Raw genomic sequence first — 25311 nt, forward strand, 5'->3', positions numbered from 1 at the left:
AGGCCTGATGAAGGAAACGCAATGGAGTGGCTGGAATGAGCGCAGCGACAAGCCCTCGCCAGGAGCCGTCATCTGAACCGGAATTGGAATCGGATTTGAAACCGGAAATGCCGCGCGCGCGCCGCCAGCGCCGGGTTCTGCCGGCGGAAGTGCGCACCGGGCACCTGATCGCGGCGGCGGCCGAGCTGTTCCTTTCAAAGGGTCTGGATGCCACCACCGTCGATGACATCGTGGCGAGGGCCGGTGTCGCGAAGGGCACCTTCTATCACTATTTCACGACCAAGGCGGATGTGCTGCTGGCGCTGCGGGCGCGTTTTTCGCAGGACTTCAATTCACGCGCGCAGGCCGCCATCGATGCCTGTGCGCCGGATGACCATCATGCCCGCTTCAGGGCATGGCTGCGCGGTGCGGTCAGCGCCTATGTCGCCAATTTCCGCCTGCATGACGTGGTGTTCCACGACTTCACCCATGACCGCCGCCGCTCGCAGGAAAAGGATATGGTGATCGACCAGCTGGCTGCCCTGCTGGACGCGGGGCAGAAGGCCGGGGCATGGAACCTGCCCGACACCCGCGCGGCCGCCTTCATCCTGTTCGACGGCATGCACGGCGTCGTCGATGACGCCATCGCCTCCGCCCGGCTGGACCCCGAGCCGCTGTGCGAAATTCTGGAAGATATGCTGGGGCGGATGCTGATCCGCTAGATCATTTCATCGTTTCACGGCATCGATGAAACGATCTGTCCGTTTGTTCTACCGCATTGATGCGACGCCAAATCTATCCATTTGGCTTCAAGATGCTCTGAAGGTAGCTGTTGCCCGAACCGCAGGCGCTTTCGCAGTCGGGCGGGCTCACCTGACGGCGCACAGATGCGGTAATCACAAAGGCTCCGGAGGCGTCCGGGTCTTTGCCGCTGTGTGATGACCGGCGCAAGGGTCGCTGCCCGGTCCGATCACGATTGCCGCGCCGCGATTGCCCCGTCTCTATCAGGAGGAACGTTACCGCGCAGCCGCCTGCGCGGCATGCAGCGTGCGGTAGCGTCCGTCCGGTCGTTCCAGCAGCTCGGCATGGCTGCCTTCCTCCACGATGCGGCCGTGCTCCACCACCAGAATGCGGTCGGCATTGGCGATGGTCGCCAGCCGGTGCGCGATCACCAGCGTGGTGCGGCCCTCCGACAGATCCGCCAGTGATTGCTGGATGGCCCGTTCCGTCTCGGTGTCGAGCGCCGAGGTGGCCTCGTCGAGGATCAGGATCGGCGGGTTCTTCAGGAAGATGCGGGCAATGGCCAGCCGCTGCTTCTGTCCGCCCGACAGTTTCACGCCGCGTTCGCCGATCACGGTGTCGAGGCCGGCCGGCAGCGCGGCGATGACCTGGTCGAGCCTTGCGCGGCGCGCGGCATCAGTGATCTCGGCCTCGCTGGCGTCCAGCCTGCCATAGGCGATGTTCTCGCGGATGGTGCCGGCGAACAGGAACACGTCCTGCTGCACGATGCCGATATGCGAGCGCAGCGACTTCAGCGTCATGTCGCGAATGTCTATGCCGTCGATGAGGATCGATCCGGCCTCCACCTCGTAGAAGCGCGGCAGCAGCGAGCAGATCGTGGTCTTGCCGGCACCCGACGAGCCGACGAAGGCGACCGTGTCGCCCGCCCTGACCTTCAGGTTGAGGTTCTCGAACACCGGCCGGTCCGAACCGTAGCCGAAGCGCACATCGCGATATTCGATGTCGCCTTTCAGCCCCCGAGCCTCGATGGCGCCCGGCCGGTCGGCGATGTCGGGCCTTGTGTCGAGGAAACGCAGGTAATGCTGGAAGCCGGCAATGCCCTTCGGATACATCTCGATGATGGTGTTGATCATCTGCAGCGGCTGGAAGAACACGTTGACCAGCAGCAGGAAGCCGACGAAGCCACCGGGCGTCAGCTCGCCATGCACCACGAACCAGGAGCCGGCCAGCATCACCACCACCTGCACGAACCGCATGGACAGGTAGGAGAGCGACATGGACGCCGCCATCACCTTGTAGGCTTCCAGCTTGGTGGCGAGATAGTTGCGGTTGTTCTCGGCGAACAGCCTGCGCTCGTGGTCCTCGTTGGCGAAGGCCTGCACCACGCGGATGCCGCCGACATTTTCCTCGATGCGGGCGTTGAACTCGGCCACGCGCCCATAGATGGCGCGCCAGGTGCGGGTCATGCGCCCGCCGTAATACATGGTGATGAAGGCCGACAGCGGCAGGATGATGGCCGTGATCAGCGCCAGCGGCACATGCACCCACAGCATCAGCAGGAAGGCGCCGATCAGCGTCATCACGGCGATGAACACGTCCTCGGGGCCGTGATGGGCCACCTCGCCGATCTCCTCCAGATCCTTGGTCAGCCGCGCTACCAGATGGCCGGTCTTGATGTTGTCGAAGAAGCCGAAGGAGAGCTTCTGGAGATGGTCGAAGGCCTTGCGGCGCATCTCGGTCTCGATGCGGATGCCGAGCATATGGCCCCAGTAGGTGACGATCACGTGCAGGCCGGCGCTCGCCGCATAGACGACCAGCAGGCCGAGCGCTGCAAGCGCGATCACGCCGAGATTGCCGGTCGGCAGCAGCCGGTCGATGAACACCGTCACCGCCATGGGGAAGGCCAGTTCCAGCAGGCCCGCCACCACCGCGCTGCCGAAATCGAGCGCGAACAGCTTGCGGTGCGGCCGGTAATAGGTGGCGAACCGCTTCATCACGTCGCGTTTCCGGAGCGGCTGGTCAGCAGTCCGCAATGCAGTATCGGTCATCGCCGCTTCCATTCCCGCGCTGGGGTTGATTGATCCGGGTGTCGCCGGGTCCGCAGCCTGCCTCGGCGTGGCGCGGAATGGCGATGCCTGTCGGTTTTCATGGGTACGCCGCGGGCCGGACTGCATGCGTCTTTCGCGATGCGCCGGCGCGGCCTCCCGCAATTCGCCCCTTTCGAGTCGGAGCCGCGGCACTATCGTCCGCCGGCGCGCCTTCTTCAAGCGGCTTTCCGCGCCCAGTTCGCGCAAACCGATGAGGCCAGCACCATTGCACTGAAAAAATTCGCAAAATGCCCCTTGAACCTCTAGCCGCTAGAGAAACTACAGTGGCCGGACTGGAAGAAGGAATTGCATCATGACCCGGTCAGGACCATCAGGCGGCGGCAATGCGGAAGCGCTCGTCTTCCGCGTCGAAGGCATGGATTGCGCCAGTTGCGCGGGCACCATCACCACCGCGCTCGGCCATCTGCCGGGCGTCTCCGATGTCAATGTCTCGGTGACGCGGGAACGGCTGGCGCTGTCGCTGGATGTGGCGCAGACCCCGGTGGGCTCCATCGAAAAGGCCGTGCGCAGCCTCGGTTTCGAGCCGACCCTGTTGGATGGCAAGGCCGGTTCCCCGCTGCCGTCGGCCGGAAACCATGAGCATGAGCACGGGCACGCTCACACCCATGCACACGACCACGCCCATGGCGCGGCCTGCGATCATGACCATGGCCATGACCACGCCGATGACCACGCGACTGCTGCCCCTGCCTCCCCTGCCGCTTCGGCTCCCCCTTCCGCCCGCAGCGAAAAGCGGTGGTGGCAAAGCGTGAAGTCGCGCCATGCGGCGCTCGGCGTGGTGCTGGTGGCGCTGGCCTTCGCGGTCGAGTTCATCTGGCCGGCAAGCAGCCGCTATGTGTTTTCCATGGCGACGCTGGTGCTGGTGGCGCCGATCGCCAAACGTGCCTTCGCGGCTGCCCGCATGGGCGCGCCCTTTACCATCCAGATGCTGATGAGCATCGCCTCCATCGGCGCGCTGATCATCGGCGCGGTCGAGGAAGCGGCGGTCGTGGTGCTCTTGTTCCTCATCGGCGAGGTGCTGGAAGGCTTGGCGGCGGCAAGGGCGCGCTCGGGCATCAAGGCGCTGGGCTCGCTCATTCCGCGCACCGCCATGGTGGCGGAAGGCAACAGCCTGCGCGAGGTCGCCACCGATGCGCTGGCCATCGGCCAGACCGTGGTGTGCCGCCCCGGCGACCGCATCCCGGCCGACGGCGTGGTGATCGCCGGCGTCTCGAGCGTCGACGAATCGCCGATGACCGGCGAGAGCATTCCCGTCGCCAAGCAGGAGGGCAGCAACGTCTTTGCCGGCTCCATCAACCATGACGCCTCGCTGCGCATCCGCGTCGAGCGCGCCCCGTCCGACAACACCATCGCCCGCATCATCGCGCTGGTGGAGGACGCGCAGGAAGCAAAAGCCCCGACCGAGCGCTTCATCGACCGGTTCTCGCGCGTCTACATGCCGGCCATCGTGGCGCTGTCGGCGCTGGTGGCCATCGTGCCGCCGCTGGCCGGCTTCGGCACATGGGACGAGTGGATCTATCGGGGCCTTGCCCTGCTGCTGATCGGCTGCCCCTGCGCGCTGGTCATCTCGGTGCCGGCTGCCATCGCCTCCGGCCTGTCCACCGGGGCAAGGCAGGGCATGCTGATCAAGGGCGGCGCCGTCATCGAGACGCTCGCCCAGACGAAGACCATCGCCTTCGACAAGACCGGCACGCTGACGCTCGGCAAGCCGAGGGTGACGGACGTGGTCGCCACCGATGGCGACGCCGCGCGGCTGATCGCCGTTGCGGCGGCGATAGAGCGCGAATCGAGCCATCCGCTGGCCACGGCAATCGTCGATCATGCGGCGGAGCTCGCAGCCCCCTTCATCGCCGGCGAGGACATCCGCGCCATAGCCGGCCGCGGCATGGAAGGCCGCGCCGGCGGAAAGGCCATCTTCATCGGCGCGCCGCGCTTTGCCGGCGAGGCGGGCAGCGTGTCGAAGGAACTGGCAGAGGCCGCCGCCGCGCTGGAAAGCGACGGCAAGACCGTGGCGGTGATCGTAGCCGACGGCGTGGCCGCCGGCCTCATCGCCATGCGCGACGAGCCGCGCCCGGATGCCGCCGCGGGCATCGCCGAACTGTCGCGCCTCGGCATCGACAGCGTGATGTTGACAGGTGACAACGCCCGCACCGGCAACGCCATCGGCAAAAAGCTCGGCATGCAGGTGCGGGCCGAATTGCTGCCGCAGAACAAGGTGGAGGAAATCCGCAAGCTCGCCGCCAATGGCAAGGTCGTCATGGTCGGCGACGGCATCAACGACGCCCCGGCCCTTGCCGCTGCCAGTGCCGGCGTCGCCATCGGCTCCGGCACGGACGTGGCCATGGAAACGGCGGACGCCGCGCTGATGGGCAGCCGCATCGGAGACGTCGCCGGCATGATCCGCCTGTCGCGCGCCACCATGCGCAATATTCACCAGAACGTCGCCATCGCGCTTGGGCTGAAGGCGGTGTTCCTCATCACCACCGTCACTGGCCTGTCGGGCCTGTGGATCGCGGTGCTGGCCGACACCGGCGCCACCGTTCTGGTGACGATGAACGCCATGCGCCTGCTGGCCTTCAGGCCGTCGAAACCGGCCCGCTGACTGCGGCGCTTCAAACGGAAAAGGCGGCTCCGTCGAAAAACGGAGCCGCCTTTTTCATGGGTGATCCCGGAGGCGGGACCGGAGGCTGAAAATCAGCCGAATACGCTGCGCACCTGCGAGTGGACGCGATTGAAGGCCGCCTCGGCACCGGCGATGACGCGGGCTTCTTCTTCCGAAGAGAGGTCGACGGCGTCGAGCGCTGCCGTGAAGGTGCGCCAGTGCAGGCCCCGGCCTTCCGGCGCGCCGGCCAGATGGCGGGCGCCGAACTCTTCCGAGAGGCCGAGCTTCAGCGCGTCCTTGAGCAGGAAGGCAGCGCCCAGATTGGAGCCTTCGGCGACATAGAGCCAACCCATGGCGGTCGCCACATCGGCCTTCTCGCCGGCTTTGAACGCCGGTTCGCTCTCATAGGCGGGAATGTCGAAGCCGAGGTCGGTCAGGTCCTGCTCGATCTGCTTCAGGCGGCGGCGGCCCTGAAGGTCGGGCAGCAGGCCGTCGAGCGCCGCATCGTCGTAAAGCGCATCGATCTCGCGGTGGAAGGCATGCTGGACCTTCACGAACAGCGCATAGCGCTCGCGGCTGGCGAAGGGCTCGCCCGCCATGATCGATTTGTCGAGGCGCTCATGGGTGTCGCCCGTGGCCGCTTTCAGCCGCTTGGAGCGGGAAAGCTCGGTGGGTCGGTCCAGAACGGCGGCTTCGGTCATGATCAAAATCCCTCGATTGCTGGTGGCTCGCGCCCGCTGCCGGGCACGCGTCGGAGTTTTACCGTCAGGCTGGAGCTCCTTGAGCGGCCGGGCGCGGCATCAATAAGACATTCATGTAGTCATGGCTGGCGCCGTTGTCTATCGCAAGATTGGCGCAGCCCGCATCGTCTTTGGCGCAGCCGTTCCAAACCGCGGGCGACATGCGAAACGCTTCCCGACGCAGGCTGCGCTCAACGGAAAAATGCATCTTCCCAGGCTCCCCATTCATGGTTTTTTCTTCCATATTGCGGCGCAGGTGGTGGCGATGGAGATCCGGCTCCACGGTGGAAACCCGCAAAAACCCGGCGCGCTGCCATGCTCAGCGGATGATCGTCAGGAAGGGCAGCCGGGTGATGCGGATCGGCAATGTCTGCTCCATGACCTCAAGCACCGCATCCGGGTCGCGCAGATCGAACACGCCGGTCACTTCCAGCGCGCTGAGGCTTGCGCCCGCGACAAGGATGGAGCCGCTGCGATAGCGGCCGATTTCCGCCACCACGTCGCCCAGCGGCTGGCGGTTGAAGATCAGCTTGCCGCGCCGCCACGCGGTTTCGATCTCGGCATCGACGCTTTCCGCCGGCGCGAAAATGCCATCGTCGCCATAGCGCACCCGCTGATCGGCATGGGCGGTGAGCGGCGAGGCCTCCTGTCCCGGTCCCGATATCGCGACCACGCCTTCCAGCACGGTCACGGCGACCTCGCGCGGCCGGATATCGACATCGAAGACGGTGCCGACGGCACGCGCATGGCCGCCCTGCGCATCGACGACAAAGGGGCGCGCCGGATCGTGGGCGACCGTAAAGGTCGCCTGTCCCCTGAACAGGCGCAGCCCTCGCCGGGCTTGCGTGAAATCGACGGACAATGCCGTGTCGGCATTGAGGAAAGCGGTGGAGCCGTCCGGCAGGGCAATGCTGCGCTGCCCGGCAATGCCGGTCGTGTGATCGGCGAACAGATGCGGTCCTGCGATCCCGCTGCCGTAGAGGGCTGCCCCCGACACCGCGACCGCTGCGCCGCCCAGCACGGCGCGGCGGGTGACGCGCTGCCGGTGGGCGTCGCGCAGGCCGCTGCCGGCGATGCCCAGCCCGTTCCAGATGGCTTCGGCCTCAAGTGCCGCTTCCTCATGTCCGGGGCTGCGGTTGCGCCATCGGGTGAAGGCGGCATGGTCCGCCTCGGAAGCCCGGCCGGAATGAAGCTTCACCAGCCATTCGAGCGCTTCGTCGCTCAGCGCCGTATCGGCATGCCTTTGCCTGCCCTCCGCTTTCATGAGCCGGCCGCCTCCACCTCACTGGTGATGCTTTGCTCCGCACCGGGAGGGAGCCCTGCACGAGCCCCTACAGCAAGGACGAAACGGAGCGGGGAATATTGCACTTCGGCCTGCGAAAAAATCAGTGCTGGTCGCGGAAGTGATCGCGGCAATGCCGCAGCGCCTGCACCAGATAGCGCGCCACCATGCTTTCGGAAACGCCGAGCCGCGCCGCGATCTCGCGATGGGTGAGGCCGTCGCAGCGGTTCATCAGCAGCGCCCTGCGTGGCCTGGCGGGCAGTTGCGACAAGGCCAGAACCAGCAGCCGCAACTGGTCGCGGTCGATGACCACGCGCTCCGGCGAGGGGCAGGCATCCTCGATGGCCGCCAGCACCGCCTCGTCGCTGATGCAGCGTCCGCCATGGCGGTTTTCCCTGCGGGCCAGATCGATGGCGATGTTGCTGGCCACCCGCAGAATGAAGGCATGCTGGTCGCGGATGTCGATCGGCCCGCCCTTCATGCGCGAAAGCCTGAGCCAGGTTTCCTGCAGGGCGTCCTCGGCGAGTTCGTGCGAGCCGGTCTGCCGCTTCAGCCGCGACCGCAGCACGCTCCACTGGCGCAGGTAGAGGGAGATCAGTTCGTGATACGCGTCCGGGACAGTCGCATTCATCGCTTTCGCTGCTTTGCAGGAACGGGAATGACAACCCTCTTAGCGACATTGAAAAAATCACGCAACGTCAATGATTTGGAGGCGTTCTAAGCTTTCCTCCTGCAACGCGCTGCAGGATTCTGTCCTTCGCATGCCGCCCGCAGCCGGTTTCCGCTCGGGCGACGTGCATGTGTGTTGAAGCGCCATGCGCGCGGCAGCACATGGCGCTTCACGGGCCTCAGGCGGCTTCGGCCCGCTCGGGCAGCGGCAGCCCGAGCCACTCCTCGTAGAAGGCGTCGATATCCGGCTCGAAATCGTGGATCACCGGATACCACGGGGTCGGCGCCTCGACGTCGAGCAGGTCGCCTGAAATGGGGCAGTAATATTCGCGGATGACCTGCCACGTGCTGGTGGGCGCCATCAGCTTCGGATAAAGCTCCTCCATCTCCTGCGGCGTCTCGCGCACCCGCATCACCGCATGCAGCTTCCAGTTCTCGCGCCAGTCGCAGAACTCATGCCCGGCATGGCTCTTGACGACCCAGCGCTTGTCGCCGGCGCGCTGCACAATGTAGAGCTTGGGGCCGAGCGGCAGGATGATGCGGTCATCCCACGGCACCTGCTCCTGCAGGATTTCCAGATACATCTGGAAGCGTTCGCGGTCCTTGGGCGTGGACAGCATGGTGTGCAGCGTGTCGCGGTCGATCTTGCCGTCGACAAGGTCTTTGATCTTCGCTTTTGTGTAGGCCATTTTTTCCTCCTCATTGGGGTGACGGGCGCTCCGGTGCGGAGCGCCCGCGGTGCATCATTCGTCGACGAACTGAACGGTCTTCACGTCCGGAAGCTCGGAAATATCCATCGAATATTCGCGGCCATAGGACGGGATCGGCAGATCCGCTTCCAGAAGCTGCCAGTCGTCCGGCAGATCCCAGAACTTGCGGAAGCCCTTCGCCCAGTCCGGCCCGAGCTTGAAGGAGGCTGCGAACATTTGCTGGACATGCACGCCCGCATCCTTGGCCAGAATGCGCTTGCGCTCCTTCGCCATCCACTCCTTCGTCGGCACGGCTTTCGCCAGACGCTCCCTGCGGATTTCCGCGCGCCTTGCCTCGGTGCGGGCCTCATCGACCCCCACCAGCCCGTCGGCCGTCTTCACCAGCACCACGCCGTAGACCGTGTCGGCGAAACGGTCGAGCAGGTAGCCGCCATTGACGTCGTCGGCCACCTTCTGCGGCTCGCGCTCCAGCGGATCGCCGAAGCCGGGACCGCCGCGCATGTAGTTCAGATAGAGGTCGTAGTCCTTGAACATCGCCTCGGTGGTGATGGCCTGCTTGTCGCGCTTGATCTTCGCGTCAGGCAGCATGGCGTCCCATGTCGGGTTCTGCGGGTCGGTGTCGCCGCCGGAGGGGATTTCGCCGCCATCGGCGATGATCTTCTCCAGATTGGTGTCATGCGCGCAGAAGCGGTAGCCGGAGGCTGCCGGGTAGCCGCCCATCAGGCCCCAGTCGGAGCTGATATGGCCGTTGCCCATGAAGAACATGGTCCAGTCCTTGGCGTTCCAGACCATGCGCAGCGACTGGAACCCGCAGCCGCCGCGATACTTGCCGGCGCCACCCGACGAGGCCTTGATCTCGCGGCCGAGATAGATGAGCGGCTCGGCCAGCTCCCAGATCTCCATGTCGCCCATGTCGCCTTCCGGGTTCCAGATGGCGGCGGCATGGCTGATGCCGTCGGCGATGGCGGAAGCGCCGACGCCGTTGGCCGCGCATTCGAACGAGTTGACGGCGTGGATCTCGTCATACTGGTTGAACCCGCCGCCCTGCAGCCAGTTGGAGGTGTTGGCGTTGCCGGAATTGACCTCTTCCAGATAGCCGCGCCCGAAATAGGCCCGGCTGAGGCCGCGCCACAGCGAGGTCCACGACGAAACCAGGAAGTGCCACGAGTAGCTGAAGGCCACGCGCCGGTCGTCCGGGTTCATCCACGTGCCCTTCGGCAGTCGGAATTCCGTGCCGTAGGCCGCCCCGTCGTTGATCATTTCGGTCGGGATCAGCGTCTGCGTCATCATCACCCAGATGCCCGAGGTGAAGGAGACGGCGTGGGCGTTGTAGGTGTGCCAGCCCCAGCGCGACGAGCCCTCGAAGTCCAGCCGCCATGTGCCGTCCTTGCGGATCGTCATTTCCGAAGGCGTGTGCATGATGGTGTCGACCTTGGCGAAGTCGGACGGCACCCGCACGTCCTCATGTTCGTAAGGCACGTCGACAAAGCCGACCTGGCGATACTTGCCGGGAATGGTCATCGCCTTGATGCGGGCCTGAAGGCCGACACGGCCATGCTCGACCGCCTCATAGGCAAACTTCCAGTAGGCTTCGATGCCTTCGTCGGCGATCACCTGCTCGACCAGATCGCGGATCATGTGGCAGCCGGCGACGCGGGTGCGTTCGTCCAGCATCCAGTAGCGCGTGGTGCGCACCATGCGCTGCGATTCATGCAGCCAGTCGCGGAACAGCGTGTCGTCGGCACCGATCTTGCGGCAGGTGATGGAATAGCCGTCGCCGAAGCGCTGCACCTGTCCGGTCGACATCGAGCCCGGACCCACCGAACCCGTATCGATGACGTGGGTGACGCCGCCCACCCAGCCGATCAGCTTCTCTTCGTGGAAGATCGGCACGATGGTGTGGATGTCGCAGGGGTGCACGTTCCCGATCAGGGAGTCGTTGTTGCAGAAGATGTCCTTGTCGTTGATGCCGGGGTTATGCTCCCAGCCGTTCTCGATCATGTACTTGATCGCCGCACCCATGGTGCCGACATGGATGATGATGCCGGTCGAGGTGAGGATGGCGTCGCCGGCGGCATTGTAGAGGGTGAAGCAAAGTTCGCCTTCCTGCTCGACGATCGGCGAAGCCGCGATTTTCTTGGCCGTCTCGCGGGCGTCGACGACGCCGGCGCGGAGCCGCGAAAACAGCTTGTTGTAGAGAATGGGCTGGCTGTCGCGCAGCTCCATCTTGCTGATGCCGCCATAGTGACCGGTCTTCTTCGTGGCATCCATCAGGCGGTCGCGGTGCTCTTTCAGAGTCTCGCCGCCCCGCACGATGCCGTCCAGTTTCGTGTGCATGTTCATCTTGGTCTTCCTCCCTAGATTTCCTTCAGGTGGAACAGGCGGTGGCCGTCCAGATAGGTTTCAAAGCCGCCCGGCACGACGAAGGTGGTGGCGTCGGATTCGATGATCGCAGGCCCCTTGATGCGGTTGCCGGGACGCAGCGTCTCCATCTGGTAGAGCTGGGCATCCACCCACTTCCCGTGCCGGTAGAACTTGCGGGTGCCGAGCTTTGCTTCCTCCGGCGGTGTTTCGCCGCCCTCTTCCTCGAAGGGTATCTTCGGCTTCGGGATCGGAACCGTGCCGCGCATGATGGCGCCGGTGACGGAATAGCCAAGCTCAGGCGAGCGGGCGGACGCGGCATAGACGCGGCCATAGGTGTCGTTGAAGGCTTCGACGAGGCTGTCCCAGTCGCCGGCGGTCACGGCGGTGTCGATCGGGCTTTCGATTTCCAGATCGTTGAGCTGGCCGCGATACTGCATGCGGAAGCCCGGCTGGAGCGTGACCTGATCGGCGCTGTAGCCGTTGAGCGCGAACTCTTCCAGAACGCGGTGGGCGAGTTCCTGCCACGCATCGTTGAGCTGGGCGACCTGCTCCTGCTTGTGCGTGTCGGCTGCTTCCTGCGGAAGGTTGATGTCGAGCGACTTGTCGTAGCGATACTCGAAATCCGCGGCCGCGCAGCCGAAGGCCGAGAAGCCCGCCGCCCATGCCGGAACGATGACGTCCTCGAAGCCCAGACCCTCGGTATAGCCATAGGTGTGGACCGGCCCCGCCCCGCCATAGGAGAAGCAGGTGAAGGAGCTCGGGCTGTAGCCCTTGGAGGAAATCATCGAGCGCACATAGTCGCGCAACTCGCTGTCCAGAAGCTCGATGACGCCGGCCGCTGCTTCCTCCACGGTGAGGCCGAGCGGATCTGCCACCTGCTCCTTCATCGCGTTCCAGGCGCGTTCGCGGTCGAGCTTCACCTGCCCGCCCAGGAAGTTGTCCGGGTTGAGATAGCCGAGGATGACGTGGCAGTCGGAGATGGTGACGGTCTCGACACCGGATTCCGCCCAGCACACGCCGACGCGATAACCGGCGCTGTCCGGTCCGAGCTTGATTGCCTTGGTGTAGGGGTCGAGGCGGATGTAGCTGCCAGCGCCGGAGCCGACCGAGTCCATCGCCACCAGCGGCAGCGACAGCACGAGGCGCGCCATGTCCGGATCGTTGCGGATCGACAGTTCGCCCTGCGTGATCAGCGCCACGTCGAACGAGGTGCCGCCGATATCGGAGCAGGCGATGTTCTTGTAGCCCAGAACCTCGCCCAGATATTTGGCGCCGATGACGCCGCCGATCGGCCCGGAAACGATGGTGCGGGCCAGTTCCTTGGCCTTCCAGGAAATGGTGCCGCCATGGGTGGCCATCACCCGCATGTCGAATTTCGAGCCATGTTCCTTGAACGACCCCGAGATCTTCTGGAGCGTCTTTCTGGAAGGCTCGGCGGCGAAGGCTTCGAGGATGGTGGTGTTGGTGCGGTGGGTTTCCTTGCGCACCGGATAGTAGTCGGTCGAGGCAAACACCGGGATCGACTTGCCGGACCTGTCGACTTCCTCCTGCACGATGTCGCGCACGCGGCGCTCATGGGCGGGGTTCTTGTAGCTGTGCAGGAGCGAGATGACGATGCCTTCGACATCCTGCTCGATCAGCTCGCGGGCGGCCGTGCGCGCCATTTCCTCGCGCAGCGGGATCACGACCTTGCCGAACATATCGACGCGCTCCATCACGCCGCGCGTGAGGTGACGCGGCACCAGCGGATCGTCGAAATAGTGGGTGTTGAGGTGGATGCGGTCTTCATAGGCGAAGCCGAGATAGGCCTGGATGGCGCGGCCCATGCGGTGGAAGTCTTCCATGCCGGCATTGACGATGAGGCCCGTGCGCAGGCCCTTGCGCTGCACGACGCGGTTGAGCATCGCCGTGCCGGAATAAACGCCGGTCTGAATGGTGGAAACCGCCTCGTCGAGGGTCATTCCCCATTGTCCAAGTCCTTCGCGCGAGCTTTCGATCAGCCCGAGCGCTTCGTTTTCAGGCGTCGATTGCGCCTTGCCGACAACGAACTCTCCGTCGGAATCGACGAAGAACGTGTCGGTCATGGTGCCGCCGGCATCGATGCCGAGCACCTGGACCGTGCGACTGTTCTGTTTGTCCAATTGCATTGAATATCCTCCCTTCGAGACCACGTCCGCAATGTCGGGACAGGTCGCAGGGGGGACTGTGAAGGCAGAACGGACAGGCCGGGTGTCCGATTTTCGGACATCCTGACGGACATGTTGCGGACGCGAAGAAACAGGGCGGAGCCGAACCCGCCACGGCGTTTTTCATCGCTGCCGGATGCTTTGAGGCGAACCGAAAATGCAGTGAAAACAGGCACAAGGCGCGGGAAGCTGACATTCTTCGCAACGGCCGCGCTTCCGGAAGCATTGCGGAAGATGTGCGCTGCGGTCGTGCGTCAGCACAAGAGGCCGGGCTGTTTCAGCATCTGGCGAAAAGGCGACGCCATCCGCAAGCCGGCGCAATTCCTTCAGTCTTTGCGCCGGCGGTCAATGCCGTAGGAATCGAGCTTCAGATAGAGGGTGGAACGGGCGATGCCGAGCCGTCTTGCCGCTTCCGTGAGGTTGCCGCCGGAACGATCGATGGCTTCCAGAATGTCGGCCTTTTCCGAGCCGCGCAGGGTGAAATCCTCCCGTTCCGCAGACTGGCGGCGCATCTCGGCCGGCAGGTCCTTGTCGTCGATGAGGCCGCTGTGCGACAGGGCATCCAGCGTCGCGACGAGGTTGGACATTTCCAGCAGATTGCCCGGCCAGTGATAGGCCTCCAGCGTGGCGAGCGCGGCTGCCGTGAAGCGCAGGCTGCGGTTGCCGCCGGTGCGCGCGTGGCGCTCGGCCACCATGTTCAGCGAGGGATGATCTCCTGCCGGCGCGTGCGCAGGGGCGGAATGACCAGCCGCGCGCCGGCCAACCGGTAATAGAGGTCGCCGCGGAACCTGCCTTCCTCCATGGCCTCGTAAAGCGGCGTCGACGACAGCGACAGGAGCTTGATGCCGGTGCGCGCGCGGGCGCTGACCTGCTCCAGCAGGCTGAGCAGCAGCTTCTGCGCTTCCGACGGCGTGGCGCCGGGCCGGTCGAGGCACAGCGCGCCGCCGCTTTCGGCCAGTTGCTCCAGCATGGCCGAGCGGCGCGTTTCGCGGGCAAGGTCCTCGCGCAGCCCCTCATGGGTCAGGGTGGAGCAGTTCAGCATCTCGAAGCGGCCGGATGCCTGCGGGCTGGCGCGGTGGATCGCCTGTGCGAGAAAGGTCTTGCCGGTGCCGGTCTCCCCCTCGATGAGGATCGGGATATGCGCGCCGGCAAGGCGCTGGGCCTGACTGCACAGCTCGAACGTCACCGGGCCGATGCGGGCGATCCTGTCGAGCTCTGCGCCCGGGTTGACCGGCACCGGCCGCGTACGGCGCAGGGAAAGCATGACGCCAACCGCATCCTCGCCCTCGGCGATGACCTCCAGATCGGCCCCCGGCAGCGCGCCGGACAATTCCTCGGCGATCACTTCCGGCACCTGCTCCATCAGGTCGGGAATGCGGGCGCGCAGCGAATTGAGAGCCTCGGGATCGGCGCACAGGCGCCGGAAATCCTCGGTGGCGAAGAGATCGCGGCCGGCCCGGTCGAGAACCAGAACGGGATCGGAACTCAGCCTTGGGCGCTGCATGTGCAGGCGCTCCACCAGCCTTGCCCGCTCCATGGCGTAGTGGCGGCCGAGATCGGACTCGATCTGCAAGGCCAGCGTCGCCGACAGCGCTGCCGCGTTCATCTGCTCCACATCGTTCGGCCATGAGATATCGACGACGCCGAGCAGTCTGCCATCGGCCGGATCGGTGATCGGCGTGGCGGCGCAGTTCCAGCGGTGGATTTCCTCGCAATAATGCTCGACGCTGCTGATCTGCGTGGGCCGCCGCAGGTGAATGGCGGTGCCGATGGCATTGGTGCCGATGGCGGATTCGCACCAGCGCCCGCCGACATGCAGGTGGTTTTCGCGGCCCCGCGCCTGCGTGGCCTCGTCGCCGGCCACGTCGAGCACCACGCCCTTGTCGTTGCACAGGAGCAGCATGTTGCCGCTGTGGTTCAGGAGATAGCCGGCTTTCTGAAGGGCTGCGCGGGCGCCGAGCCGCAGCCTGCGGGCATCGCGCCTTCCTGCGAGCAGCTCGCTTTCGCCCACCTTGGGCGCGCTCTTGAGACTGGTGACGCCACTGCGGGCGCTGCGCTGCCAGCTTTGCAGCACAAGCTCTCTGACACTGAGAGGTACACGCCCAACGGCCATGAACGCTTCCCAGTCACTTTTGGTAATGCTGGTGACCATCTGTTCCTCCCGAGCAAATGGCGAAGACGGATCATAGTGCAGCATGCTTCGCGATGTAAGCGCGATTATTCTGGTGCTTGCGTAAAAGTGCATGCACCCAGGCCGGCAACTTTCGTTGCCGCTTATGCGGCGGCGCGGCCCTCCTGCGCGCCATCGCCGGTATCCTCGCCGTCCAGCCTGACAAACGCCTTGATCGGCAGGTGGTCGGAAGCGATCCGCGCCAGCGGCGTGTCGTGCACGATCACCGGCGAGACGATGTCGGTGCGGTTGGCGATGATGCGGTCGAGCGCCAGCAGCGGCAGGCGCGAGGGAAAGCTCGGCACCGCGCGCGGCATCGGTCCGAAGGCCGCCTCGAACATCGACAACGCCGATCGGTCATTGAGACGCCATTCGTTGAGATCGCCCATGAGCACGGTCGGCGTGGCATCGCGGGCGTTCATGATGTCGAGGATCATGCGGGCCTGAAGCGTGCGCGAATGGCGCAGAAGGCCGAAATGAGCGGCAACCACGCGCAGACTGCCGCCGGCTTCCAGATCGATCTCGGTCATGATGGCGCCGCGCGGCTCCAGTCCGGGCAGCGTGAACTGGTGCACGTCGCGCACCGCGCCGCGCCGGAACAGTACCACATTGCCGTGCCAGCCATGCGATTTCGCCCGTCCGAAGACGGGCACCGGCGTCAGACCGGCCTCGCGTTCGAGCCTCGCAAGGTCGAGAAGACCCTGCCGGTCGCCGAAGCGCTTGTCCACCTCCTGAAGGGCGATGACATCGGCGCCGATTTCATGGATCACCCGGCCGATACGCTCGGGGTCGAACCTGCCGTCCGTGCCCACGCATTTGTGAACGTTGTAGGACGCCACCACCATGCCGTGCCGGCCGCCATGTTCGACTGCGGGGACTTCGCCCGCATGGTCGCGCCGCACGCGAAGCCGCTCCAGTATGCTGGCGGGAAGGCCAGCCCCAAGCTTCTGCATGATGTCTTCGTCTCCCCTGACTGCGCATGAATCGGGATTCGGTTCCTTAAGGTAGGCAAGCGCACAAGCCCATGCAATGCCTGCGTAAGGCTAAGCACCTTCCTGTCAAAGATAAGGCGAACCCAGCCACAGAATGCGGTCCACCAGCCGGCGGGCGAACGGGCGGGCGCGCAGTTCGGCAAGTTTCACCGGGCGGGCATGGGCCACGATGGCCGCAATGCGGGCGTCGATCTGGCCGGCGAAATCCCGGTCGAGGACTTCCAGATCGATCTCGAAATTCAGCCTCAGCGAACGCGGATCGATGTTGGAGGAGCCGACGAAAGCCCAGGTGCCGTCGATCACCAGCAGCTTGGAATGATCGAACGGGCCTTCGTCGCGCCACACCCGGCAATGGCCTTTCAGGACCTGATCGAACTGGGCCGTCATCGCCCGGTCGACGAGCAGCAGATTGTTGGCGGCCGGCACCACGATGTCGATGGTCACGCCCCGGCGGGCGGCGGTGTTCAGCGCGCTGATCAGTTCCCGGTCCGGCAGGAAATAGGGCGACATGATGCGGATGGTGCTGTTGGCCACCGAAAACGCGCCCATCAGCATCTTGTGGTTGCTTTCGAGGCTGGCGTCGGGGCCGGAGGGAAGCGCCCGCATCAGAAGCGGCGCACCGGGCTCCACCTCGGCGGGCTGGATTTCCCATGCCTCGCCCTCCAGCCTTTCGTCGGTGGCAAACAGCCAGTCCTCGGCGGCAATTGCGAATATGTCGGCCACGACGGCGCCCCGGATGCGGAAATGGGTGTCGCGGGCGCTGGCGTCGCCGGCGAATTCGGACGTGAAGCCCTGCCGGATGTTCATGCCGCCGGCGAAGGCGACGGCCCCGTCGACCACGAGGATCTTGCGGTGGGTGCGCAGATTGGCATAGGGCAGCCGCAGGCCGACGATGATACGCCCGTTGAAGACGCGCGCCTGCACCCCGCCTTCGCGCAGATAGCCGACGATGCTGGGCACCGAATAGCGCGCGCCGACCGCGTCGATCAGCACCCGCACGGTGACGCCGCGTTTCACCGCCGCAATCAGCGCATCGGCAAAGCGCAGGCCGATCGCATCGCGGTCGAAAATATAGGTTTCCAGAAGAATGCTGCGTTGCGCGCCCGCTATCGCTTCGATCATCGCCCCGTAGGCCTGATCGCCGCTCTTCAGCATCCCGATGGAATTGCCGCAGACCATGTGATGATGGGTGAGCCTGTCGCCGACCCGCTTGAGGGCCGCGAACCGCCCCCCGAAGCGCTGCGCCACCAGCTCGTCGGTAACGTCAGCGCCCGGATGCGAGGATTTGCCGTGGCCGGCGGCAGAGCGCTCGGCGGCGATGTTATCGCGGCGCATGCGGTTGACGCCCGCCACGGCATAGATCAGCGCGCCGACGATGGGCGACAGCATGATCACGCCCACCCAGCCGATGGCCGAGCGCACTTCCTCCTTGGTCATGGCGGCATGAATGCCGGCGATGGCGGCAATCACGAAGGAAATGACCGCCAGTATATGCGGCCAGTATTCCTGCAACACAGTCCACACGCGCGCAACGCTCCAAAAAATCCGCAGGCCGGGGGACGGTCGGTGGCCGAAATCTGACCCCCGTGTCCTGAGTCCGGGCGCTTGATGAATGGAGCGAGTATGAAGCGATGCCGTTGCGAAGTCCATCGCCCGCACCACCCGTTCCCCCGGTGCCGGCGGGGTTTCACGCGCGGGCGAGCATCGGCCTTATGCCGGCGATGACGTGGATCGCCGGGGCCGGAAAGAAGCCGCGGCAGGGATCACGCGCCGGGATGCCGGATACGCGCCGGTCAGATCGCCGGCTCAGGGATCGGGAGCGACGGCGCAGACATTGGAGCGGGTGAGGAAGCGCTTTTCGCGGCCATTGTCGAGCGAGAACATGCCACCGCGCCCTGCCACCACATCGATGGTGAGGTCGGTGTGCTTCCACGCCTCATATTGGGATTCGCTGATATAGACGGGCGTGTCGCCGATCGTGCCCAGAAGCACGTCGCGGTCGCCGACGATGAAGTCGCCGCGCGGATAGCACATGGGCGAGGAGCCGTCGCAGCAGCCGCCGGACTGGTGGAACAGAACCGGGCCGTGATCGGCGATGATCTCGTCCAGCAGCCTGATCGCCTCCGGCGTGGCCGAGACTTTTCCGAGGGAAGTCGTGTCTCGCGAAGAAGCTTTGTCGGACATCAGAACCTCCTGCCGTCGCGTGAGCGGCGGCGCGGCCGCAGGGGCCGCACCGCCATGGCTTAAAGCGTGTCGCGATCTTTCAGATTCGCTCCTTACGCTTTAAGCTGTTGTATGTAAGCATGTCGTTATCCCGAAACCGGTTCCCACTTTCGGGCGACGTGCTTGAGTGCGTATCAGAAGAAGCCGAGCTTCTTCGGGCTGTAGCTGACCAGCATGTTCTTGGTCTGCTGATAGTGATCGAGCATCATCTTGTGGTTCTCGCGGCCGATGCCCGACTGCTTGTAGCCGCCGAAGGCCGCATGGGCCGGATAGGCGTGGTAGCAGTTGGTCCACACGCGTCCGGCCTGAATGGCGCGGCCGAAGCGGTAGGCGCGGTTTCCGTCGCGGGTCCACACGCCCGCACCCAGACCGTAGAGCGTGTCGTTGGCGATAGACAGCGCTTCCTCATCATCCCTGAAGGTGGTTACGGACACGACCGGCCCGAAGATCTCCTCCTGGAAGACGCGCATCTTGTTGGTGCCCTTGAAGACCGTCGGCTTGACGTAGTAGCCGCCGGCGAGATCGCCCGGCAGTTCGTTGCGCTCGCCGCCGGTCAGCACCTGCGCCCCTTCCTGCTTTCCGATATCCAGATAGGAAAGGATCTTCTCAAGCTGCTCGGAAGATGCCTGCGCGCCGATCATGGTGGCGGGATCGAGCGGGTCGCCCTGCACGATGGCTTCGACGCGTTTGATCGCCTTTTCCATGAAGCGGTCGTAGATCTTCTCATGGATCAGCGCCCGGCTCGGGCAGGTGCAGACCTCGCCCTGATTGAGCGCGAACATGACGAAGCCCTCGATCGCCTTGTCAAGGAAGTCGTCATCCTCGGCCGCCACGTCGGAGAAGAAGATGTTGGGCGACTTGCCGCCGAGTTCCAGCGTCACCGGAATGAGGTTCTGGCTGGCATATTGCATGATCAGCCGGCCCGTCGTCGTCTCGCCGGTGAAGGCGATCTTGGCGATGCGCGGGTTGGAGGCGAGCGGCTTGCCGGCCTCCAGGCCGAAGCCGTTGACCACGTTGAGCACGCCGGGCGGCAGGATGTCCGCGATCAGCCCGAGCAGGATGTGGATCGAGGCCGGGGTCTGCTCGGCCGGCTTCAGCACCACGCAGTTGCCGGCGGCGAGTGCGGGGGCAAGCTTCCACACCGCCATCAGGATGGGGAAGTTCCACGGAATGATCTGCCCGACCACGCCGAGCGGTTCATGGAAGTGGTAGGCCACCGTGTCGTGGTCGATTTCGGAAATCCCGCCTTCCTGCGCGCGCACCGCGCCGGCGAAATAGCGGAAATGATCGATGGCCAGCGGAATGTCGGCGGCCGTCGTTTCGCGGATCGGCTTGCCGTTGTCCCATGTTTCCGCAAGCGCCAGCGTGGCGAGGTTTTCCTCCATCCTGTCGGCGATGCGGTTGAGCAGAAGGGCGCGCTCGGCGGCACTGGTCTGGCCCCATTTTTCGCGGGCGGCATGGGCTGCGTCCAGTGCCGCCTCGACATCGGCCGCTTCCGAGCGGGCGATCTCGCACAGAACCTGTCCGTTCACCGGCGAGGTGTTCTCGAAGGTCTTGCCGGATTTGGAAGGTACGTATTTGCCGCCGATGAAATTGCCGTAGCTCTTAGCGTAAGGCGATTTGGCGGTTCGATGGAATTCCACTTTGTTCATGTCTTCCTCCCAGAAAACAGCACCGCCTCATGCGGCGCGTCGAAGTGAAGTGTTTCCTTACCTGTGCTCCGTGTCAGCCCTTCGATGGCAGATGCTTCAGGCCAACTGTCTCAGCCTTGCGACACTTGTCCGTGGAAAAATGCCGTGGCTGTCCAAAAAATGGGCCGTCCAAAAATCGGCCGACCAAAATGCCGGCGGCGGAAAACCGCCTGTCAGTTCGCACCGCGCAGGCCGAACCTGCCGAGCTTGCGGTGCAGCGTGGCGCGTGACATGCCAAGCGCGCGCGCCGCCGCCGTCACATTGCCGTTGGAGCGGATCAGCGCGCGTTCCAGCACCATGCGCTCCGCCTGCCGCAGGTCCTCCGAGAAGCTGGTGTCGCCGCCGAGCAGATCGGCTGCGGGCAGCGGACGGGCCAGCACTTCCGGGGTCAGGCCGAGGGCGATGCGGGCCGAGCGGGTCGCACCCACCACCAGATCGTCCCGGTCGACAGCCAGAAACGCGCCCGGCGCCTGATCGGGCGTCGGCGCCATCACGATGCGCGCGTCCGGATAGGCGAGCCGGAAGTTTTCCGCCTCGATGCGGCGCACCGCATCGCCAAGCGCCATGGCGATCAGGTGAATGAAGCTCTCGGTCAGGTCCGCCCGGCAGGACGAAACGTCGAGCGCGGCGGCGAGATTGCCTTCGTGGTCGTAGATCGGCGCGGTGGTGCACGACAAAAGCGTGTTCTTTGAATAGAAATGCTGGTCGCGGTGGATGGTCAGCGCACGCCCTTCCACGAGGCAAGTTCCGATGCCGTTGGTGCCTTCGCTCTCCTCGCTCCAGACGGTGCCCGTCCACAGCCCCCAGTGCTCGAACGTCTCGTCGTCGGCGGCAGCGCCGCGCCGCTCGATGGGCACGCCGTCGCGGTCGGCCAGCAGCACGCAGCAGCCGATGCCGCCCACCGCCAGATAAAGCCGGTCGAGGCTCGCCTGCGAGGCGCGCAGCAAACGCTCGACACGCTGGCGGGCGTGATTGAGCTCATGATCGGTAACCCGGAGCGGCGCCCTGCGCTCAGCCGGGTCGAGCTTGTGCAGCGCCGACGAGCGCCGCCATGAAGCGACCAGCGCCGATTTCGCGGCGGCGTCGGATTCGATGGCAGCGTGAATTCTGCTGGCATGCTGCGCAACTACGGATGCACCCATCGGCTCCTCCCGGGCGGCTTCCTTTGCCTCACAAAACGCCGTGCGTTGCTTCAGGAGTTACGCATCAGCGCATTGTTCCGAGGCCTGTTCCTGTCCGGGCATCCTCCACCCTGCCCGGCATTGCCTCAGGGGCCGTCACAGGCCCTTCCTTCGAGTGTAGCCTCCGGTCCGGTTACTTGCAAATCCGACCAAGGGAGCATGCCGGGCGCACACGCAGAATTGAAGTCAGTCCGCCTCGGGCAGCCAGATCATGAACGCGGTGCCTTTGCCGGGTTCGCTTTCGACCATGATCTTGCCGCCCTGACGGTCGATCAGCTTCCGGGTGATCGACAGGCCAAGGCCGGTGCCTTCGCGGCGCTTGGTGGTGAAGAAGGGATCGAAGGCCTTGCGCAGCGTTTCCGCCGACATGCCGATGCCGGTGTCGGCCACGGTGATGGTGAGGCCGCTGCGCCCCTCCATTTCAGTGTCCCGGGTCGCCAGCGTCAGCCTGCCGCCGTCAGGCATGGCGTGGAGCGCGTTGACGATGAGATTGACGAGCACCTGCTGCAGCTCGGTGCGGTTCATCAGCACCATGCGCTGCGCCTGCTGCCGGCGTTCGACGGAAACGCGGCTGCGGTTGAGAAGGTGCTGCACCAGCGGCAGGCAATCGGTGATCACGTCGTCGGGCGCATGGCGCTCCACATAGCCGGCATATTCCTCCGGCTTGGCGAACTGAAGCAGGCGGGTGACGATCTGGCTGATGCGGTGGATCTGCTCGTCCAGCAGCCTGAACTCTGTGCCGGCCTCGCGCGCCTTGTCGCCCATCACCGCGCGGATGACTTCCAGATTGCCCTGCATGACGGCGATGGGATTGTTGATTTCATGCGCCACGCCGGCGGTGATCTCGCCGATGGCGGCCAGCTTCTCCGACATGATGAGCTGGCGCGTTGTGGCCTCAAGCTGGCGGTTGGCGAGTTCCAGTTCACGCGTGCGCTCCTCCACGCGGATGTTGAGCTCATCGTTCCAGGCGCGCAGCTTGGCGTCGCGCGCCTGTAACTGGTCGAGCAGATTGTCGAGGTGGATGGCGACGCGGCCGATCTCGTCGCGCGCCTGGCGAACGCCGGTGCGCGCGCCGAGGTCGCCGCTTTCCACCCGCGCAATGGTGCCGGTCATGCGCTCCAGCGGCAGGAACACGGAGCCCGCCCAGCGCAGGAAAACCGGAACGCTGACGGCGGTGATGGCAAGGAAGGCCAGAAGGATGGTGATCAGCGTCTCGTGCTTGGCCTGCGTGAAGGGCGCTTCCAGAAAACCGACATAGAGCATGCCGACGCGGTTGCCGTAGCTGTCGGTCACCGGCTCATAGGCGGAAATGTACCAGTCGTTGACGACGAAGGCGCTGTCGAGCCAGGTGCGGCCCTTGTCCAGCACCGCCGCGCGCACGATGGCCGAAACGCGGGTGCCGAGCGCGCGCCGCCCCTCGAACAGGCGCACATTGGTGCTCACCCGCACATCGTCCACGAACAGCGTGGCCGTGCCCTGACTGCCTTCGGGCAGGCTGGCTTCGCGGTAGACGAGATCGTTGATCGTGTCGATGAATTCCAGATTCTGGTTGAGCAGCAATCCGCCCACCAGCGCGCCCTGCCGCCCGTCGGCAAGCCGGGCCGGGCCGGCGGAATGGATCACCATGCCGCGCGTTTCCTCGTCGCGGTCGGTCGGCACGGCATTGGGCGTCGGCACCAGCTCCACGCGCGCCCGTTCCACAAGTGCCGGCGAGAACACGGCCAGATCGGCACTTTCAAAGATGTCGATGGCGGTGGAAGGCCGCCCTTCCAGCGCGCCCTGAATGATCGGCCAGTCGGCGCGGGGCACACCTGAGGCCATGTCGCGGGCGGTCGCTGCGATCCTGCCCTGCTCGTCGACGAGATAAAGGAAGTCGAAGCCCAGCGCCTGCCGCTGCTCTTCCAGCAGATCGCGCAGCACGGCGGGCGTCCGGGCCTGCGGTTCAACGGCGTCCCGGTAGCGCGCCGATCCGCTGAGGGCTGCCATGCGCTCGCCGGTGTTTTCCAGCAGCCGCTCCAGATACTGATGCGCGATGGTGAGATCGCCATTGACCTTCGAGATCAGCGCGGCATCGAACTTGGAATTCCAGCGCAGGATGGTGACGCCCAGAAGCAGCGGCAAAAGCACCAGCGTCGGCAGAAGCGCGATGGCCAGAAGGCGGACGCGAACCGAGCGCGCTGCACTCATGCGGCCGGGTTGCGGCCCTCTTCGGTTCGGCCCGTTCTGGTCCGGCTTGCTCTGGTCCGGTGAAGGCCCTTGCGTGTCAGACATTCCACGCCGCGCATTTGCGGTCGATGGTCTTGCGCGAAACGCCGAGCCTGCGCGCCGCCTCGTCGCGATTGCCGCCGGTTTCGCGCAGCATGCCGAGAATATGCCGGCGCTCCATATCCGCCAGGCTGTCGGCTGCGGCGTCGGCTGCGTCGACGGGCGTCTGGCGCGTGTTCACAAGATGCTCGACCGGGAACCGGCCGAGGATCAGCGTGCGCTCAATCAGATTGTGCAACTCGCGCACATTGCCCGGCCAGTCGTAGCGGCCGAGTGCTGCGCGGGCGGCGGCATCCACCGGCACCGGCGGCATGCCGAGCTGGCGCGACAGCTTCTGCATGAACAGTTCGGCCAGATCGTACACATCGTTGCCGCGATCGTTCAGCGGCGGCATGTGGATCTGCATGACGTTGATGCGGAAATAGAGGTCGGCCCGGAACTGCCCCTGCTGCACCAGCCGCTCAAGGTCGGCATTGGTGGCGAAGACGAAGCGCAGATCGACCGGCACCTCGCGCTCCGAGCCGACAGGCCGCACGCGCCGGTCCTCCAGCACGCGCAGCAGCTTGCTCTGCATGGGCAGCGGCAGGTCGCCGATCTCGTCGAGAAACAGCGTGCCCTCCTGCGCATGCATGAAGATGCCCTCGCGCGCCCGCTCCGCGCCGGTGAAGGCGCCTTTCAGGTGGCCGAACAGTTCGCTTTCGATCATGTCGGGCGGAATGGCGGCGCAATTGACCGGCACGAAGGGCTTGTCGGCCCGGTCCGACAGCGAGTGCAGCGAGCGGGCGGCGACCTCCTTGCCGGTGCCGGAAGCGCCGGTCAAAAGCACCGATGTCGGCAGCGGGGCGACGCGCGTGATCGTCTCGCGCACCCGCATGATCGCTTCGGACTCGCCGATCAGCCGGTCGCGCAGCAGCATCTGGTCGGCGGCGGCGCGCAACTGGTAGCGCAGCACCTGATTTTCGCGCTGCAGCCGCACCCGGTCGAGGCAGCGCGCCACGGCGTTCAGGATCTGGTTGGAGCGGAACGGTTTCAGCACGAAATCGGCGGCACCAGCCCGCAGCGCCTGAATGGCGGTTTCGAGATCGGCGAAGGCCGTCATCAGGATGGTGTCGGCGAAGAAGCCGATGGCGCGCTGCTCGGCCAGCCATTCGACGCCGCTCTTGCCGGGCATGATGTTGTCGAGGATGACGATGTCGAAATGGTGCTTGTCGAGTTTGCGGGTGGCTTCCTGCGTATCGGCCGCCTCTTCCAGCCGCTTGCAGCGCGGACCCAGCGTGCGCACAAGGAAATTGCGCATGCCGGGTTCGTCGTCCACGACCAGTATCGACGCCTGTGCAAGCCAGGGACCGAATTCGGGATCGCCATCGGGTTCGCTTAGCCGGTGCACGGAATGTGCGGGCACTGTCAT

General features: G+C 65.2%; 19 protein-coding genes. 2 read left to right on the forward strand and 17 right to left on the reverse strand.

Features of this window, described 5'->3' with window-relative positions:
• Nucleotides 1–95: 95 nt before the first annotated feature.
• Nucleotides 96–701: a TetR/AcrR family transcriptional regulator gene (locus tag HNR59_RS16835; RefSeq protein ID WP_246374780.1), complete on the forward strand. Its 606-nt coding sequence runs from the start codon at nt 96–98 to the stop codon at nt 699–701.
• Between the two features lie 294 nt (nt 702–995).
• Here the strand turns inward: HNR59_RS16835 and HNR59_RS16840 are convergent, their stop codons facing one another.
• Nucleotides 996–2768 (reverse strand): ABC transporter ATP-binding protein, encoded by a 1773-nt coding sequence (locus tag HNR59_RS16840; RefSeq protein ID WP_183832192.1) that lies wholly within the window; start codon nt 2766–2768, stop codon nt 996–998.
• A gap of 352 nt (nt 2769–3120) precedes the next feature.
• Between HNR59_RS16840 and HNR59_RS16845 the strand changes: the two genes are divergently transcribed.
• Nucleotides 3121–5430, forward strand: coding sequence for a heavy metal translocating P-type ATPase (locus tag HNR59_RS16845; RefSeq protein ID WP_183832193.1), 2310 nt, complete (start codon nt 3121–3123; stop codon nt 5428–5430).
• Nucleotides 5431–5522: 92 nt separating this feature from the next.
• Here HNR59_RS16845 and HNR59_RS16850 read toward each other — a convergent pair whose 3' ends face one another.
• From HNR59_RS16850 to HNR59_RS16920, 16 genes are all read right to left on the reverse strand, one after another.
• Nucleotides 5523–6131, reverse strand: a complete 609-nt coding sequence (locus HNR59_RS16850) for a biliverdin-producing heme oxygenase (RefSeq protein ID WP_183832194.1) — start codon at nt 6129–6131, stop codon at nt 5523–5525.
• Between the two features lie 64 nt (nt 6132–6195).
• On the reverse strand, nt 6196–6453 hold the full coding sequence (locus tag HNR59_RS16855; protein ID WP_183832195.1) for a hypothetical protein: 258 nt from the start codon (nt 6451–6453) through the stop codon (nt 6196–6198).
• A gap of 36 nt (nt 6454–6489) precedes the next feature.
• On the reverse strand, nt 6490–7434 hold the full coding sequence (locus HNR59_RS16860) for a FecR family protein (RefSeq protein WP_183832196.1): 945 nt from the start codon (nt 7432–7434) through the stop codon (nt 6490–6492).
• Between the two features lie 121 nt (nt 7435–7555).
• Nucleotides 7556–8083, reverse strand: coding sequence for an RNA polymerase sigma factor (locus tag HNR59_RS16865; protein ID WP_183832197.1), 528 nt, complete (start codon nt 8081–8083; stop codon nt 7556–7558).
• A gap of 217 nt (nt 8084–8300) precedes the next feature.
• A complete protein-coding gene (locus tag HNR59_RS16870) occupies nt 8301–8810 on the reverse strand; it encodes an acetone carboxylase subunit gamma (protein WP_183832198.1) in 510 nt (169 codons plus the stop codon).
• A 54-nt stretch (nt 8811–8864) separates the two neighbouring features.
• Entirely contained in the window at nt 8865–11174 is a 2310-nt protein-coding gene (locus tag HNR59_RS16875; protein ID WP_183832199.1) for a hydantoinase B/oxoprolinase family protein, read from the reverse strand.
• A 14-nt stretch (nt 11175–11188) separates the two neighbouring features.
• Nucleotides 11189–13342: a hydantoinase/oxoprolinase family protein gene (locus HNR59_RS16880; protein ID WP_183832200.1), complete on the reverse strand. Its 2154-nt coding sequence runs from the start codon at nt 13340–13342 to the stop codon at nt 11189–11191.
• A gap of 365 nt (nt 13343–13707) precedes the next feature.
• Nucleotides 13708–14073, reverse strand: coding sequence for a helix-turn-helix domain-containing protein (locus tag HNR59_RS20635; RefSeq protein WP_210307391.1), 366 nt, complete (start codon nt 14071–14073; stop codon nt 13708–13710).
• Nucleotides 14074–14078: 5 nt separating this feature from the next.
• Entirely contained in the window at nt 14079–15533 is a 1455-nt protein-coding gene (locus HNR59_RS16885) for a sigma-54-dependent Fis family transcriptional regulator (RefSeq protein WP_210307392.1), read from the reverse strand.
• A gap of 122 nt (nt 15534–15655) precedes the next feature.
• Nucleotides 15656–16504, reverse strand: coding sequence for an endonuclease/exonuclease/phosphatase family protein (locus HNR59_RS16890; RefSeq protein WP_183832201.1), 849 nt, complete (start codon nt 16502–16504; stop codon nt 15656–15658).
• 105 nt (nt 16505–16609) lie between these two features.
• Nucleotides 16610–18067, reverse strand: coding sequence for a phospholipase D-like domain-containing protein (locus HNR59_RS16895; RefSeq protein WP_343060849.1), 1458 nt, complete (start codon nt 18065–18067; stop codon nt 16610–16612).
• Between the two features lie 282 nt (nt 18068–18349).
• Nucleotides 18350–18727, reverse strand: coding sequence for a DUF779 domain-containing protein (locus tag HNR59_RS16900; protein ID WP_183832203.1), 378 nt, complete (start codon nt 18725–18727; stop codon nt 18350–18352).
• A gap of 173 nt (nt 18728–18900) precedes the next feature.
• Nucleotides 18901–20418, reverse strand: coding sequence for an aldehyde dehydrogenase (gene adh / locus HNR59_RS16905; protein WP_183832204.1), 1518 nt, complete (start codon nt 20416–20418; stop codon nt 18901–18903).
• A 212-nt stretch (nt 20419–20630) separates the two neighbouring features.
• On the reverse strand, nt 20631–21599 hold the full coding sequence (locus HNR59_RS16910) for a helix-turn-helix domain-containing protein (protein WP_183832205.1): 969 nt from the start codon (nt 21597–21599) through the stop codon (nt 20631–20633).
• A gap of 225 nt (nt 21600–21824) precedes the next feature.
• Entirely contained in the window at nt 21825–23825 is a 2001-nt protein-coding gene (locus HNR59_RS16915; protein ID WP_183832206.1) for a sensor histidine kinase, read from the reverse strand.
• 76 nt (nt 23826–23901) lie between these two features.
• Nucleotides 23902–25311, reverse strand: coding sequence for a sigma-54-dependent transcriptional regulator (locus HNR59_RS16920; protein WP_183832207.1), 1410 nt, complete (start codon nt 25309–25311; stop codon nt 23902–23904).

It is taken from the genome of Aquamicrobium lusatiense, from assembly GCF_014201615.1.
Taxonomy (GTDB): domain Bacteria; phylum Pseudomonadota; class Alphaproteobacteria; order Rhizobiales; family Rhizobiaceae; genus Mesorhizobium; species Mesorhizobium lusatiense.

Coding starts and splice junctions, on each gene's coding strand:
- HNR59_RS16915 (WP_183832206.1), bottom strand. CDS start 23,825: ATGAGTGCAGCGCGCTCGGTTCGCGTCCGCCTTCTGGCCATCGCGCTT.
- HNR59_RS16885 (WP_210307392.1), bottom strand. CDS start 15,533: ATGGTCACCAGCATTACCAAAAGTGACTGGGAAGCGTTCATGGCCGTT.
- HNR59_RS16890 (WP_183832201.1), bottom strand. CDS start 16,504: ATGCAGAAGCTTGGGGCTGGCCTTCCCGCCAGCATACTGGAGCGGCTT.
- HNR59_RS16845 (WP_183832193.1), top strand. CDS start 3,121: ATGACCCGGTCAGGACCATCAGGCGGCGGCAATGCGGAAGCGCTCGTC.
- HNR59_RS16860 (WP_183832196.1), bottom strand. CDS start 7,434: ATGAAAGCGGAGGGCAGGCAAAGGCATGCCGATACGGCGCTGAGCGAC.
- HNR59_RS16865 (WP_183832197.1), bottom strand. CDS start 8,083: ATGAATGCGACTGTCCCGGACGCGTATCACGAACTGATCTCCCTCTAC.
- HNR59_RS16840 (WP_183832192.1), bottom strand. CDS start 2,768: ATGACCGATACTGCATTGCGGACTGCTGACCAGCCGCTCCGGAAACGC.
- HNR59_RS16875 (WP_183832199.1), bottom strand. CDS start 11,174: ATGAACATGCACACGAAACTGGACGGCATCGTGCGGGGCGGCGAGACT.
- HNR59_RS16920 (WP_183832207.1), bottom strand. CDS start 25,311: ATGACAGTGCCCGCACATTCCGTGCACCGGCTAAGCGAACCCGATGGC.
- HNR59_RS16910 (WP_183832205.1), bottom strand. CDS start 21,599: ATGGGTGCATCCGTAGTTGCGCAGCATGCCAGCAGAATTCACGCTGCC.
- HNR59_RS16850 (WP_183832194.1), bottom strand. CDS start 6,131: ATGACCGAAGCCGCCGTTCTGGACCGACCCACCGAGCTTTCCCGCTCC.
- HNR59_RS16880 (WP_183832200.1), bottom strand. CDS start 13,342: ATGCAATTGGACAAACAGAACAGTCGCACGGTCCAGGTGCTCGGCATC.
- HNR59_RS16900 (WP_183832203.1), bottom strand. CDS start 18,727: ATGTCCGACAAAGCTTCTTCGCGAGACACGACTTCCCTCGGAAAAGTC.
- HNR59_RS16870 (WP_183832198.1), bottom strand. CDS start 8,810: ATGGCCTACACAAAAGCGAAGATCAAAGACCTTGTCGACGGCAAGATC.
- adh (WP_183832204.1), bottom strand. CDS start 20,418: ATGAACAAAGTGGAATTCCATCGAACCGCCAAATCGCCTTACGCTAAG.